Source organism: Streptomyces sp. NPDC054813, assembly GCF_053611365.1.
Window position 1 is genome coordinate 73,617 of sequence record NZ_JBSHAF010000015.1, and the last position, 13,554, is coordinate 87,170.

Here is a 13,554-nt window from a genome sequence, read left to right on the forward strand (position 1 = left end):
AAGTCCGGACGCTGCCTCGACTCCCCCAGCGGCGCCACCGCCAACGGCACCCGCCTGCAGATCTGGGACTGCAACAGCTCCACCGCACAGAAGTTCTCGGTGAACGGCGGAGGGCCGGTCAAGGGTCCGGGCGGCACGTGCGTGGACGTCGCCGCCGACGACACCGGCACCGACGGGGCCGCCGTACAGCTGTGGGGCTGCCAGTCGTACGCGGTCGACCAGCACTGGTATCACGGGTCCGACAACTCGCTCGCCACGCTGGGGCGGTGCCTCGACATCGAGAACAACGGCACGGCCAACGGCGCCAAGGTGGAGCTGTGGGACTGCAACGGGGTCGGCGGCCAGAAATGGGTCCAACAAACCGACGGCTCCCTCCTCAACCCCCAGTCCGGACGCTGCCTCGACTCCCCCAGCGGCGCCACCGCCAACGGCACCCGCCTGCAGATCTGGGACTGCAACAGCTCCACCGCACAGAAGTTCAGTCTGAGCTGAGCGCGGGCGCGGGCCAGGGGCCTCTTCCACTTCCCGGCCGCGGCATTTTTCCGTCGAAGGGTGTCACCCATGCCACTGGGCGGTGAAGAGGCCGCTGGTTACGTTCGGTGCGTGCCCGGCAGCGGCCGGGTGTTCCGCACTCCGAAGGGGCCCGCATGCACGCCCAGATCGTCCTGTTCGACGGCTTCGATCCGCTCGATGTCATCGCCCCCTACGAGGTGCTGTCCGCCGGCGGCGCCGCCACGGACAAAGCAGTAACCGTCGAGCTCGTCTCCGCCGAAGGGCCGCGCGACGTGGTCAGCGGCGTCGCCGGGATCGCGCTGCGCGCCACCGCCGTACTCGACCCGGACCGCGCTGGACTGGTGCTGATCCCGGGTGCGGCAGGCCGGATCGGGGATCCCGGTGACGTACCCGAGCACGAGGCCGGGGCCGCGGAGGTGCGCGAGGACCCCACCGTCCCCGAACTGCTGGGCCGCACGCTGAGCACCGGCCTCCCCACCCTGCTGAAGGCGGCGGCGGACAATCCCGACGTGACCCTCACCGCGGTCTGCGGTGGCTCGGTCGTCCTGGCGATGGCCGGTCTGCTGGAGGGACGCCATGCCACCACGCACCACATGGGCCTCGACCTGCTGGATGCCACCGGCGCGCACACCGTGCACGCGCGCGTGGTCGACGACGGCGACGTCGTCACCGGCGCCGGTGTCACCTCCGGGCTCGACCTGGGCCTGTACCTGCTGGAGCGCGAGGTCGGACCACGGGTCGCGCACGCCGTCGAAGAGCTGTTCGCCCATGAGCGCCGCGGTACCGTCTGGCGGAACACCGGACCGCAGCCCGCCCGGTTCTGAGTCGACGCCCCGCTTTCCCCTCAGTACCGCACCCCACCGACGGCGCCAGGGGCCGTCCTGGACTCGCCGGGCCGCGGCCCGGCTACTGGTTGCTGAACGCGGCGTCGAAGGATGCCTTCGGCACGGGCCACAGCAGCGAGCGTACGAAGGTCACCGCCTCCGCGGCGCCGTGCAGGCGGTCCATGCCGGCGTCCTCCCATTCGACGGAGATGGGGCCGTCGTAGCCGATGGACTCCAGGGCGCGGAAGGCGTCCTCCCAGGGGACGTCGCCGTGGCCGGTGGAGACGAAGTCCCAGCCCCGGCGCGGATCGCCCCACGGCTGGTGGGAGCCGAGGACGCCGGCCCGGCCGTTGCGCGGGCGCAGCCGGGTGTCCTTGCAGTCGACGTGGTAGATGCGGTCCTTGAAGTCGGTGATGAACCCGACCGGGTCGATGTTCTGCCACATCATGTGGCTGGGGTCCCAGTTGAAGCCGAAGGCCTCGCGGTGGCCGATCGCCTCCAGGGTGCGGACGCTGGTCCAGTAGTCGTAGGCGATCTCGCCGGGGTGCACCTCGTGGGCGAAGCGCACTCCCTCCGCGTCGAACACGTCGAGGATCGGGTTCCAGCGGGTGGCGAAGTCCTCGTAGCCGGCCTCGATGACGGTGGCCGGCACCGGCGGGAACATGGCGACGTAGGGCCAGATGGCGGAGCCGGTGAAGCCGACGACTGTGTTCACGCCCAGTTTGCGGGCCACCCGCGCGGCGCGCTTCATGTCCTCGGCGGCGCGCTGCCGTACCCCTTCCGCCTCTCCGTCGCCCCAGACGTACGAGCGCAGGATCGCCTGGTGGCGGAAGTCGATGGGCGCGTCACAGACGGCCTGGCCCGCCAGGTGGTTGGAGATGGCGTGGACCTTGAGGCCGTGCCGGTCGAGGATCTCCAGGCGTGACGCCGCGTAGGCGTCGTCCTCGTCGGCACGCTGCAGGTCGAGGTGGTCGCCCGAAGCGGCGATCTCCAGTCCGTCGTAGCCCCACTGCGCGGCGAGGCGGGCCACCTCCTCGAAGGGGAGGTCGGCCCACTGTCCGGTGAACAGGGTGACGGGGTGGGTGGCTGCGGTCATGTGCGGTCCTCCGTCGCGGGTGCGGTCCCGATCGTCTCGGGTGCGGTCTCGATCCAGGTGCCGTGTCCGGCGGCGGAGGCCAGGACGGCCTCGGTGAGCCGTGCGGCGCGCAGTCCGTCGGCGAACGTCGGCATCCCCTCGGGGTGCTTTCCCCGTACGGCGTCGTAGACGTCGGTGACGAACGCCGTGAAGGCGTCCTGGTACCCGAGGGCGTGGCCGGGAGGCAGCACCGACAGGCGGGCCGAGTCGGGGGCGGCGGTCCCGGGGTCGCGCAGGAGCAGCTGCGATCCGTCACGTCCGCCGATCCACAGTTCTTCGGGGCGTTCCTGTTCGAAGCGCACGCTCTGCCGGGTGCCGTGGAGTTCCAGGGTGAGGCTGTTCTTGCGGCCGGGGGCGAGCTGGCTGACGAGCAGGGTGCCCAGTGCCCCGTTGCCGAGTTCGACGAGGAGGGCGGCCGTGTCCTCGTTGGTGACGTGGGTGCCGCCGCGCTCGGCGAAGACGGTCCGGGTACGGGCGGCCAGGCGGTGGATGCGCTGTCCGGAGACGAACTCGACGAGGTCGCACAGGTGTGAGCCGATGTCGGCGAAGGCCCGGGAGGCGCCGCCCGCTTCCGGGTCGGCGCGCCAGTTGGTGTCGCCGGGGTCCAGGAGCCAGTCCTGGAGGTAGCCGGCGTCCAGCGTGAGGACGGTGCCGAGCCGGCCGGCCGCCACCAGGGCGCGGGCCTGCCGGGCCATCGGGTGGTAGCGGTAGACGAAGGGGACCGCCGCCACCCGGCCGGCCTCTCGGGCGGCCCGGACCAGTAGTTCGGCGTCCGCCACGGTGGTGGCCAGGGGCTTCTCGCAGATGACGTGCGCGCCCGCGGCCAGTGCCGCCAGGGTGTGTTCGGTGTGCAGGCGGTTCGGGCTGCACACATGGACGACGTCGAGGTCGCCGGCCGTGGTGAGGCTGCGGGCGTCCGGTTCGGAGCGTTCGACGCCGAGGGCCTCGGCGGCCCGCTTGCCGCGTTCGGGGGTCGAGCTCGCGAGGGCGGTCGGCCGGCCGCGGGCGGCCCGGCTCGCGCGGGTGTGCACGGCCGCCATGAAGCCGCCGCCGATGAATCCGGCGCGCAGCGGGCGGCTCACAGGGTGGCTCCGTAGGGGTCCCGGTCCTCGGGGACGAGCGGTATCTCGCCCGCGGCGCTGGCGACTTGGACGGTCTGGCCGGAGGTGACGGACTCGTCGACGGAGATCATGGTGTCCAGGACGTGGTAGCCGAGGTCACCGGAGGCGATGTGGGGGCGTCCGCCGCGGATGGCCCGGGCCATGTCCAGGACGCCCAGTCCGCGGCCGGCCTCGATGCCGACCGGCGGGACCGTCTCCCACACGGGATCCTGGCCGCGTTGCTGGACCCGGGTGATCCGCACCTCTCCCGCGAAGGTGTTGGGGTCGGGCAGCACCAGCGTGCCCTCGGTGCCGGTGATCTCGACGAACCCGGTGCGGGTGAGCGGGGAGTCGAAGCTGAACACGCTCTGGCCGACCCCGCCGTTCTCGAACTGGGTGAGCGCGGAGACATGGGTGGGTACGGCGACGGCGAACTCGGTGCCCGCCCGCCGGCCGCTCCTGACCGTGCGCACCGTCCGGGCGGTGGAACCGACCGCGGCGACCCGGCTGACCGAGCCGAACAGGCAGACCAGGGCGGTGAGGTAGTAGGGCCCCATGTCGAAGAGCGGACCGGCGCCCCTGGCGAACAGGAACTCGGGGTCGGGGTGCCAGAGGTCGGGTCCCGCATACTGCATGACGGTCTGTGCGGACAGCGGGGTGCCGATGTCCCCTCGGGCGACGGCCCGCAGGGCGGTCTGCAGTCCGGGGCCGAGCACGGTGTCGGGGGCGACTCCGACCCGCAGCCCGGCAGCGGCCGCCCGGTCGAGCAGGGCGCGGGCGTCGGCCCGGTCGACGGCGATGGGCTTCTCGGACCAGACGTGCTTGCCCGCGGCGAGGATCGCCGAGCTGACCTCGGCGTGGACGGCGGGGACGGTCAGGTTGACGACGATGTCGACGTCCGGGTGGGCGAGGACGTCCGCGGCGGTGCCCCACTCCTCGATCCCGTACTTGCGGGCCTGGGTCTCGGCGCGCTCGGTGTCGAGGTCGCCCACGACGGCCACGTGCAGGTCGGGGAAGCGGGTGAGGTTGGTCAGGTACTGGTCGCTGATGTTGCCGGCGCCGACGAGGCCGACGCCGACCGGGTGCTGTGCCGCCATCAGGCGATGCCCTTCCCGTTGAGGTAGGCGACGCCCGCCGCGATGCCCTCGAAGATGTCACCGTCGTAGTGGTCGAACTCGATGACGGCGTACTCGGCGTCCGGGGCCGCGGCCAGCGAGGCGTCGAGCGGTATCTCCCCCCGGCCCGCGGGTACCTGGCGGGTGTCGGCGGCGTCGAAGGGGGCGCCGGAGGTGAACGGGTCGTCGATGACGGGGCCGTCCTTCACATGCAGGGCGCGCACCCGGGAACCCAGGCGGTTCAGCAGCGACACGACGTCGTAGCCGCCGGCCGAGGCCCAGAACAGGTCTATTTCCAGGGCGACTTCCGGGGCCAGCAGGTCGGCGAAGCGGTCGAAGGCGTTGACGCCGGCGACGGTGTGGACGAACTCCTGCGAGTGGTTGTGGTACCCGACGCGGAGCCCGTGGTCGGCGGCCCGTTTCGCGGCCTCGTTCAGGAGCCCGGCGGTACGGGCGATCTCCGTCTCGTCGGCCCAGCGGGCGGCGGGGACGAACGGGTCGAAGAGGATCTCCACGCCCAGTCGGCGGGCGGCCCGGAAGGTCTCGTCAAGGGTGGGTGCGGGTGCCCCCTCGGCCGTGGCGCGTTCCGGGGAGAGGAAACCGGCGTGTCCGGTCGGCGCGGACAGGCCGTGCCGGGCGAGCGCGTCGGCCAGTTCGCCGGCGCGGTGCACGAAGCCGAAGGCCTCGACCTTGCTCAGTCCCAGGGCGGCGAGGCGGCCCAGGGCCGCGTCCTCGTCGGCTTCCAGAGCGTGACGGACGGAGTAGAGCTGCACCGACATCCGTGGTGTCGACATGTTGGGCTCCTCTCGATGCGGGCGACCGCACAACAGAATACCGACAGGGGTGCTGGTTTCTAGAGGGCGATTAGCATCTCCGTATGGCAAAGGCGACCGCGCGGCAGGGGACGGCCCCACGGAACTACCCCAAGGGGGAACGCCGGCGCGCCCAGATCATCGAGGCCGCGTTCACCGCGTTCGGGCAGGTCGGCTACCGCAACGCGAGCATGGTCCAGCTCGCCGCGGCCTGCGATGTCTCGCGCGCCGGCCTGCTCCACCACTTCCCGACGAAGGAGTCACTGCTCGAAGCGGTTCTGGAGGAACGGGAGCGCCAGGACGACGCGCACTTCTTCCGTTCGGGCGCGGTGAACCACGACGGCCTGGAGTACTTCGCCAGCATGATCCGGCTCGTCGCGCACAACCAGGCCAACCCGCTGATCGTGAGCCTGTTCGCCGTCCTGTCGAGCGAGGCGACCGCGGCCGACCACCCGGCACGCCCGTACTTCGTCGCCCGCTACGAACGCACCCGCCGGCAGATGCAGTTGGCCGTCGACGACCTGGTACGGCGCGATCTGCTGCGCCCCCACGTGGACGCGTCGGGGCTGGCGGCGGACCTGATCGCGTTCATCGACGGCCTGCAGATCCAGTGGCTGCTCAGCCCGGACGACATCGACATGCCGGACCACCTGCGCAAGCTGCTGCGCGGTCTCATCAGCGTCGAACTGCCTTAGTCCGGCGCCGGGAACAGCCCGGGAGCGGTGTGCTCGAATGCCGGCCATGGACGGCTCCGCCCGCATGTGGATCAGCGCGATTCCCTCACGCGACCCGGACTCCCGGGAAGTGATCCCGGACATCGACCACACCGGCGGCCCGGTCGCCCTGCCGGAGCCGATCGGGCTCTTCGAGAGGCAGGAGGCGGGCGTCGCCGTCGTCGCCGCGCCGGTACCTCCACCGGCCTGACCGGGCGCGGTGACCGCGGCCCGGTCACAGCCCGAACAACCGGGCCGCGTTGTCGTGGCACACCGCCCGCAGCCACTCCTGTCCGAGGTCCAGACGTTCCAGGGCATGGAGCTGGTGCACGTACGGATAGGGGATGTTGGGGAAGTCGGATCCGAGCAGGATGCGGTCGCCCAGGTCGGCGACCCGGGACAGGGCGCCGCGGGGGAACGGCATGAACCGCTCGGTGAAGTCGGTGAACGCCATCGTCGTGTCCAGCCGCACCTCCTCGAACCGTTCGGCGAGGCCGAGGAAGTCCTCGTACTCCGCCATCCCCATGTGGGCGACGATCAGCCGCAGCCCCGGATGCCGCGCCAGCACCCGTTCGACCGGCTCGGGGCCGGTGTGCTCGCCGGGCGTGGGACCGGAACCGCAGTGGATCACCACGGGAATCCCGGCCTCGGCCAGCAGTCCCCACGCCTGCTGGAGGAGTTCGTCGGCCGGATCGTACGCCCCCACCTGGACATGCGCCTTGAAGACCCGGGCGCCTGCTTCGACGGCCTCGCGGACGTACGTCTCCACGCCCGGTTCGGGGTACAGGGTCGCGGTGTGCAGACAGTCGGGGGTGCGCAGGGCGAAGTCGGCGGCCCACGCGTTCAGCCACGTCGCCATGCCGGGCTTGTGCGGGTAGAGCATCGCGGTGAAGGCCCGGACACCGAACTCCCGGAGCAGGGCGGTGCGTTCCGCCTCCTCCTTCCGGTAGGTGATCGGCCATTCCAGTCCGCCGAGCGACTCGCCGTTCGTGTCGAAGTAGTTCCAGACCTTGTGCAGGACACGCTCGGGCATGAAGTGCGTGTGGACGTCGACCAGTCCGGTCAGTCCGAGCCGCTCCCGGAAACGGCGGATCTCGGCGGCCTCCGCGCGCGCGGCCGCCTCGCTCATGCCCTCCGGCGCGCCGGTGGCATCGCCCGGCACCGGTACTCCCGGGCGGTCGGAGGGTGCCTGGACGGGGACCGGTTCGGCGGGGCCGGCGGAGGCTGCGCGGTGATCGTTCATACCCCCACGATCGGTGCTGGTGAACGCCGAGTCCAGGGTCTTCGCCCACGGTCCGTCCACCGTGCGGGCGGGAGGGCGGCACCCCGTCGTGCGGGGGCCGTCCTCCCGGCACATCAGGCCGAGGCCCGTGCGGTCCTCAGGACAGGTAGCCCTCCACCTCGGACGCCGAGCGGACGTTCGCCTCGGTCGGGTCCTGCCCCGCCGCGACCCTGGCCCGGCGCTGCCGGAGCAGGTCCCAGCACTGGTCGAGCTCGGTCTCCAGGTGAGCCAGGCGGGCGTGCTCGGTCGTTCCGTCGATCTCCTCCTGCGCCAGGCGCTCACGCAGGTCCTTCTCCTGGCTGATCATTTCCGTGATACGGCCGAGTATCTGCTTCTCGGCCTCGGCCTCTGGTCCTGTCATGGCTGCCTCTTTCCTGGCGACGGGGGCGGATCACCCCTACGACGGGACGCTCGCCGTTTCGTCCGCCCCTCTCCCCCACCTTCTCCCACTCGGCCCCCAGCCGCATCGGTCGGTCGACCGCACCTGCCTGGCCGTCGGGCGCCGGGTGTACGGTGACCGGCGGAAAGCGGTTGCCGCAAGCCGGAAGCGCAGGGAGGACCACCGCCGATGGCGTCGACGTCGGAACGACCGCTCGACCACCGCTACCGGGGCGAACACCCCATCCGCACCCTCCGGTACCTCCTACGCGCCGACCGCCGCAGCCTGACGGCGGCGGTCCTCGTGTTCACCGTCAAGCACAGCCCCATCTGGCTCCTGCCGCTGATCACCGCCTCGGTCGTGGACACGGTCGTACAGCACCGGGAGATATCCCGGCTCTGGACGGCCGTGGGGATCATCATGGCGATCCTGCTGGTCAACTACCCGCTGCATGTGCTGTATGTGCGGCTGCTCTACGGCAGCGTGCGCCGGATGGGCACCACGCTGCGCTCGGCGCTGTGCACCCGCATGCAACAACTGTCCATCGGCTACCACTCCCGGGTCAGCGCCGGTGTCCTCCAGGCCAAGGTAGTGCGGGACGTCGAGACCGTCGAGCAGATGGTCCAGCAGACCGCCGAACAGGGCCTGGGCGCGCTGACCGTGCTGACCGGCGGGCTGGTGATCATCGCCGTCCGCACACCGGAGTTCCTGCCTGTCTTCCTGGTCGTGGTGCCGGGCGCGACCCTGATCGTGGCCCGGCTCCGGTCGCGGCTGCGGACCCACAACGAGCACTTCCGGCACGAGGTGGAGACCCTGTCCTCCCGGGTGACCGAGATGACGCGGCTCATCCCGGTCACCCGCGCCCACGGTCTGGAGGGCAAGGCACTGCGCCGCATGGACGGCACCCTGAGCCGGCTGCTCACCTCCGGGATGCGCCTGGACCTGGTCAACGGCCGCTTCGGCTCGCTGGCCTGGGTGGTCCTCAACGTGATCGGCGTCGCCGTGCTCGCCGCCGCCGCGCTGGTGTCGTACTACGGCGTGTGGGGCGTCTCCGCCGGTGACGTCGTCATGCTCAGCGCCTTCCTGACCACCCTCACCAACTCCACGACGACGCTGACGAGTCTGGCGCCGGTCGTCACCAAGGGGCTGGAGTCGGTGCGTTCGGTCGGTGAGGTGCTGCAGGCGCCCGAGCTGGAGGACAACGAGGGCAGGGCGGAGGTCACCGCCGTCCGCGGTGCCGTCGTGTTCGACCGGGTCGGCTTCGCCTACGAGGACACCGACCGCGCGGCGGTGGCCGACTTCACCCTCGATGTGGTGCCGGGCGAGACCGTCGCCCTGGTGGGCGCCTCGGGTGCCGGCAAGTCCACCGTGCTCAACCTCGTCATCGGCTTCATCCGGCCCACCGCAGGCCGGCTGCTCCTGGACGGCACCGACATGAGCGGCCTCGATCTGCGCACCTACCGGCGGTTCGTCTCGGTCGTGCCGCAGGAGTCGATCCTCTTCGACGGCACCATCCGGGAGAACGTCGCCTACGGCATGGAGGACGAGGCCGACGAGGGGGCGGTGCGCGCGGCGCTGCGCGACGCCAACGCGCTGGAGTTCGTGGACGAGCTGCCCCAGGGCCTGGACACCGTGGTCGGCGAGCGCGGCGCCCGGCTCTCCGGCGGCCAGCGCCAACGCCTCGCCATCGCTCGGGCGTTGATCCGTGATCCACGGGTCCTGGTGCTGGACGAGGCCACCTCGGCGCTGGACACCCGCTCCGAGGCACTGGTGCAGCAGGCCCTGACCCGTCTGCTGCGCGGTCGTACCACCTTCGTGGTGGCCCACCGGCTGTCCACCGTCCGTGGCGCCGACCGCATCGTGGTGATGGACGACGGCCGTATCCGCGAGATCGGCACCCACGAGGAACTGCTGCACCGGGGCGGTGTCTATACCGCGCTGCACGGTGGGCAGGTGGCCTGACCGACGCAGCCGGGGACCTGTGGCGACCCGGCATCCCGGTCCTCGGAACTCACCTACCGGCATGCGGGAGACCGCAGCGGCCGGGGGCGGCCCGCGTGACGCCCTCGGAGAGAGCGCCGGGCCCGCTCACGGCATGCTGGAACCATGATGGTGCTCGCCGTGCTCTTCGCCGTCCTGGGCGCCGTCAGCAATGCGACGGGCACGGCCTTCCAGCGGAAGGCCGCGTCGACGCTGCCCGGCGGGGGCGGGGTGCGCCTGCTGCTCGCCCTGGCCCGGCGGCCCGCCTGGGCCATCGGGATCACCGGTGTCGTGGGGGCCGCGGTGTTCCAGGCGCTGGCCCTGGTGAACGGCCCGATGGCGCTGGTCCAGCCGCTGTTCATGCTGGAGCTGCCGTTCGCCCTGCTCATCGCCATGCCGCTGATGCACCGGCGCCCGAACCCACAGGGCTGGTGGGCGATCGCGGTGGTGGTGTCCGGCCTGGCCCTCCTGCTCGGCTCGGCGGCCCCGTCCGGCGGCCGGGAGCAGGCGTCCATGCAGCGCTGGATCCCGGCCCTGGCCCTCACCGTGGGGGCCATCGCCGGCATCGTGCTGCTCGAACGGTCCTCGTCGTCGCCGCTGTTCCGCGCGGCGGCCCTGGCGTCGGGTGCCGCGATCGGCAACGCGCTGACGGCCGCGCTGATGAAGTCGGCCACCAGCCGGCTCGCCGACGCGGGCCTGCCCGCCTTCCTCACCACCTGGCAGACCTACGGCTTCGCACTCGCCGGGATCGCGGCGCTGATGCTCCTGGAGAACTCCTTGCAGGCCGGTCCGCTCGTCGCCTCCCAGCCCGCGCTGACCATCGGCGACGCGTCGGTGAGCCTGCTGCTGGGCGTCGCCCTGTTCGGCGAGTCGGTGCGCACCGGCTGGTGGCTGCTGCCCGAGGCGCTCGGGGCCGGGCTGATCACGTGGGGCGTGGTACGGCTGACCCGCGTCGTACCCCACCTGACGGACGTCGTGCACTGAGACGTCGTGCCGTGCGGGGGCGGTTCAGTGGCCGTCGACGGTGAGTCTCGGGGCGGCGGTGACGATCGCGTGCACGGTCTCGGTGACCAGGCGCCGGTCCAGGGGGGCCTCGTCGAAGGCGCGGTGCATCGGCCAGCCCTCGATCAGCGCGTCGAGCGCGCGGGACACCCCGGGCGTGAAGTGCAGGGCGAGGCTGTCCCTGCTGCGTTCGAGCCAGGTGCGGGTGGTCGCCGACACCGCCTCGTTGTGGTTGGCGTAGGCGTACATCTCGAAGATGAGCGTCATGTCGCGTTCCGTGGCGTACGCCGGTCCGCAGATCAGCTCGACGACGGCCGCCTCGGCCTCCGCCGTCGACGCGGCGGACTGCAGAGTCCGCCGGTAGAGCTGGGACATGGTGTCCGACAGGCGGGCGAAGGCCTGGGCCAGCAGGTCCGCCATCCCGTCGAAGTAGTACGTCAGCGAGCCGAGCGGGACCTGCGCCCGCGCCGCGATCCTCCGATGGGTGGTCGTGTGCACACCGCCCTCGGCGATCACGTCGAGGGCCGCATCCAGAATGCGCTCCTTGCGTCCGGGGTCGTTCGGGATCTCGCGTCGTGTGCCGGTCACGCCCTCAATCTGCCATGGGTTGCGACGCACCGAGTGTGTACGGATGTACAAGCCAGTGTGTACATTCGTACAGACTCATGCACGGACCCATCGGGCACATCTGGAGCCAGCAGCCATGACCGCCGACCTCGCCCGGCGCCGTACCGCCGTCTTCGTCCTGTTCTTCGCCCCGGGCCTGACCATCTCCTCCTGGGTCACCCGCACCCCGGACGTGCGGGACATGCTCGGCGCCTCCACCGCGCAGATGGGGCTGATCCTGTTCGGGCTCTCGGTCGGCTCGATGGCCGGCATCCTGTGCTCGGGCGCGCTGGTGGCCCGCTGGGGCGCCCGGCTCGTCATCCTCGCCGGCACGTCGGCGATCGCCGCCGGTGCCGCGCTGATCGGCATCGGAGCCGCCGCCGGCGCCGACCTCGGCGTCACCCTGGGTCTCGGTCTGTTCGGTCTCGGCATGGGCGGCGGCGAGGTGGCCCTCAACGTGGAGGGCGCGGAGGTGGAGCGGCTGCTCGGCCGCTCCACGATGCCCGCCATGCACGGCTTCTTCAGTCTCGGCACCGTCGTCGGCGCGGTCGCCGGCATGTGTCTGACAGCAGTCGGCTTCCCCGTGCTCGTCCATCTCGTCACGGTCGCGGCCGTGGTCCTTGTCGCACTAGCCCTGGTGATCCGGAGCGTCCCCTCCCAGGTGGGCCGGCGGACCGCCGCCGAGCGCCGCGGGCCGGGCACCGCACGGGCCGCGGTGTGGAAGGACCCCACGCTGCTGCTCATCGGCTGCGTCATCCTCGCCCTCGCCATGGCCGAGGGCACCGCGAACGACTGGCTGCCGCTGGTCATGGTGGACGGGCACGGTTTCGACGCCGCGCTTGGCTCGGCCGTGTACGCGGTGTTCGCCGCCGCGATGACCCTCGGACGCTTCGTCGGCGGGCGCTTCGTCGACCGGTTCGGGCGGGCGGCGGCGCTGTGCGGGAGCGCGCTCGTCGGGGCCGCCGGACTGGCCCTGGTGATCTTCGTCGACAACCAGGGCGTGGCGGCTGCCGCCGCCGTCCTGTGGGGCCTCGGGGCCTCACTCGGGTTCCCCGTCGCGCTCTCCGCGGCGGGCGACTCCGGCGCCGACTCCGCCGCCCGGGTCGCGCTGGCCGCGACCGTCGGCTACGTCGCCTTCCTGGTGGGCCCGCCCTCCCTCGGCTACCTGGGTGAGCACTTCGGGCTGCGGCACGCCCTGATCCTGGTGCTCGCCCTGGTGGTGGCCGCCGTGTTCGCGACGCCTGCGGCCCGGTCGCCGCAGCGGGTGCGGGACGCGGAACCGGCACGCGGGTGAGGGCCGGCACCGGCGAGGGCCGCCGATCCGCGGTGGGTCCCCGGCGTCACTCCGCCGGCCGGGAACCGGGGGTGTGGCCGAAGGCCCGCCGAAAAGCGTCGATGAACGCGCTGGCCGACGACCACCCGCAGGCGTGAGCCACCGCCGTCACCGGGGTCCGCTCGGCGAGCAGGACCAGCGCGTGCTGGAGGCGCAACTGGGTGCGCCACTGCGGGAAGGTCATGCCGAGGTCGCCGCGGAACAGCCGGGACAGGGTGCGGTCACCGGCCCCGACGACACGGCCGAGTTCCTTGAGCGTGCGGCCGTCGGCCGGGTCGGCCTGGAGGATCGCGCACACGTCGCGCAGCAGGGGCGCGGTGGGGGTGGGCAGGTGCAGCGGCTGCTGCGGTGAGGCCCGCAACTGGTCCAGCAGGACGGCGCGCAGCCGGGCCCGTTCGGGGCTGTCGTCGTCCTCGCCACGGGTGTAGGCGATGATCAGCTCGCGCAGCAGCGGGCCCACGGCGAGCACGGTCGGGGCGCCGAGCGCCAGGGGATTCTCGGTGGCGGGCAGTCCGATGAAGTGCAGTTCGAGTTCGCCGTGGGCCCGGTGCGCGTGGACGGTACCGGCCGGCACCCAGATGGCGCGGTTGCCGGGGGCGACCCAGGAGCCCGCGCCGGTCGTCACGGCCACCACGCCCCGGCCGGCGTAGACGATCTGGTGGTCGTCGTGCCGGTGGGCGTCGATGGCGTGGCCCGCGGCCAGCGATCGGGTGTGGGTGAGGGCGGTGGCCTCGTGGCGGATTTCCGTCATCACTTGGCA

Annotated in this window: 15 protein-coding genes; 7 read left to right on the plus strand and 8 right to left on the minus strand. The window is 72.1% G+C overall.

Annotated elements, in window-relative coordinates; translation table 11 throughout:
* Both ACWGJB_RS28485 and ACWGJB_RS28490 read left to right on the plus strand, forming a co-directional pair.
* A partial coding sequence (locus ACWGJB_RS28485) for a ricin-type beta-trefoil lectin domain protein (RefSeq protein WP_453382923.1) occupies positions 1 to 492 on the plus strand: 492 nt, incomplete at its 5' end.
* A 155-nt stretch (positions 493 to 647) separates the two neighbouring features.
* Positions 648 to 1,337 carry a DJ-1/PfpI family protein gene (locus ACWGJB_RS28490; protein WP_453382924.1) on the plus strand — a complete coding sequence of 230 codons (690 nt, stop codon included), beginning with the start codon at positions 648 to 650 and terminating at the stop codon, positions 1,335 to 1,337.
* Between the two features lie 82 nt (positions 1,338 to 1,419).
* Here ACWGJB_RS28490 and ACWGJB_RS28495 read toward each other — a convergent pair whose 3' ends face one another.
* The 4 genes from ACWGJB_RS28495 to ACWGJB_RS28510 are packed head-to-tail and all read right to left on the minus strand — an operon-like array spanning position 1,420 to position 5,481.
* Entirely contained in the window at positions 1,420 to 2,433 is a 1,014-nt protein-coding gene (locus ACWGJB_RS28495) for a sugar phosphate isomerase/epimerase family protein (RefSeq protein WP_453382925.1), read from the minus strand.
* Positions 2,430 to 3,554 carry a Gfo/Idh/MocA family protein gene (locus tag ACWGJB_RS28500; RefSeq protein ID WP_453382926.1) on the minus strand — a complete coding sequence of 375 codons (1,125 nt, stop codon included), beginning with the start codon at positions 3,552 to 3,554 and terminating at the stop codon, positions 2,430 to 2,432. The genes ACWGJB_RS28495 and ACWGJB_RS28500 overlap by 4 nt, the downstream gene beginning before the upstream one ends.
* Positions 3,551 to 4,669, minus strand: coding sequence for a Gfo/Idh/MocA family protein (locus ACWGJB_RS28505; protein WP_453382927.1), 1,119 nt, complete (start codon positions 4,667 to 4,669; stop codon positions 3,551 to 3,553). The genes ACWGJB_RS28500 and ACWGJB_RS28505 overlap by 4 nt, the downstream gene beginning before the upstream one ends.
* Positions 4,669 to 5,481, minus strand: a complete 813-nt coding sequence (locus ACWGJB_RS28510) for a sugar phosphate isomerase/epimerase family protein (RefSeq protein WP_453382928.1) — start codon at positions 5,479 to 5,481, stop codon at positions 4,669 to 4,671. The genes ACWGJB_RS28505 and ACWGJB_RS28510 overlap by 1 nt, the downstream gene beginning before the upstream one ends.
* 83 nt (positions 5,482 to 5,564) lie before the next feature.
* Between ACWGJB_RS28510 and ACWGJB_RS28515 the strand changes: the two genes are divergently transcribed.
* Both ACWGJB_RS28515 and ACWGJB_RS28520 read left to right on the plus strand, forming a co-directional pair.
* On the plus strand, positions 5,565 to 6,194 hold the full coding sequence (locus ACWGJB_RS28515) for a TetR/AcrR family transcriptional regulator (protein ID WP_453382929.1): 630 nt from the start codon (positions 5,565 to 5,567) through the stop codon (positions 6,192 to 6,194).
* Positions 6,195 to 6,240: 46 nt separating this feature from the next.
* The gene (locus tag ACWGJB_RS28520; RefSeq protein ID WP_453382930.1) at positions 6,241 to 6,423 is read left to right on the plus strand and encodes a hypothetical protein; all 183 of its coding nucleotides are present in this window, start codon (positions 6,241 to 6,243) and stop codon (positions 6,421 to 6,423) included.
* Between the two features lie 24 nt (positions 6,424 to 6,447).
* Here ACWGJB_RS28520 and ACWGJB_RS28525 read toward each other — a convergent pair whose 3' ends face one another.
* Both ACWGJB_RS28525 and ACWGJB_RS28530 read right to left on the minus strand, forming a co-directional pair.
* On the minus strand, positions 6,448 to 7,455 hold the full coding sequence (locus tag ACWGJB_RS28525; protein ID WP_453382931.1) for an amidohydrolase family protein: 1,008 nt from the start codon (positions 7,453 to 7,455) through the stop codon (positions 6,448 to 6,450).
* A gap of 136 nt (positions 7,456 to 7,591) precedes the next feature.
* Positions 7,592 to 7,855, minus strand: a complete 264-nt coding sequence (locus ACWGJB_RS28530) for a DUF2630 family protein (RefSeq protein WP_453382932.1) — start codon at positions 7,853 to 7,855, stop codon at positions 7,592 to 7,594.
* A gap of 207 nt (positions 7,856 to 8,062) precedes the next feature.
* Here ACWGJB_RS28530 and ACWGJB_RS28535 point away from each other — a divergent pair, with 207 nt between their 5' ends.
* A complete protein-coding gene (locus tag ACWGJB_RS28535; protein WP_453382933.1) occupies positions 8,063 to 9,835 on the plus strand; it encodes an ABC transporter ATP-binding protein in 1,773 nt (590 codons plus the stop codon).
* Positions 9,836 to 9,979: 144 nt separating this feature from the next.
* Positions 9,980 to 10,837 carry a DMT family transporter gene (locus tag ACWGJB_RS28540; RefSeq protein ID WP_453382934.1) on the plus strand — a complete coding sequence of 286 codons (858 nt, stop codon included), beginning with the start codon at positions 9,980 to 9,982 and terminating at the stop codon, positions 10,835 to 10,837.
* A gap of 24 nt (positions 10,838 to 10,861) precedes the next feature.
* Here ACWGJB_RS28540 and ACWGJB_RS28545 read toward each other — a convergent pair whose 3' ends face one another.
* Positions 10,862 to 11,443, minus strand: coding sequence for a TetR/AcrR family transcriptional regulator (locus ACWGJB_RS28545; RefSeq protein WP_453382935.1), 582 nt, complete (start codon positions 11,441 to 11,443; stop codon positions 10,862 to 10,864).
* Between the two features lie 115 nt (positions 11,444 to 11,558).
* On the opposite strand from ACWGJB_RS28545, the gene ACWGJB_RS28550 reads away from it, so the two are divergent.
* Positions 11,559 to 12,755 carry an MFS transporter gene (locus ACWGJB_RS28550; RefSeq protein ID WP_453382936.1) on the plus strand — a complete coding sequence of 399 codons (1,197 nt, stop codon included), beginning with the start codon at positions 11,559 to 11,561 and terminating at the stop codon, positions 12,753 to 12,755.
* 46 nt (positions 12,756 to 12,801) lie between these two features.
* Here ACWGJB_RS28550 and ACWGJB_RS28555 read toward each other — a convergent pair whose 3' ends face one another.
* Positions 12,802 to 13,545 (minus strand): AraC family transcriptional regulator, encoded by a 744-nt coding sequence (locus ACWGJB_RS28555; RefSeq protein WP_360477911.1) that lies wholly within the window; start codon positions 13,543 to 13,545, stop codon positions 12,802 to 12,804.
* Between the last annotated feature and the right edge of the window lie 9 nt (positions 13,546 to 13,554).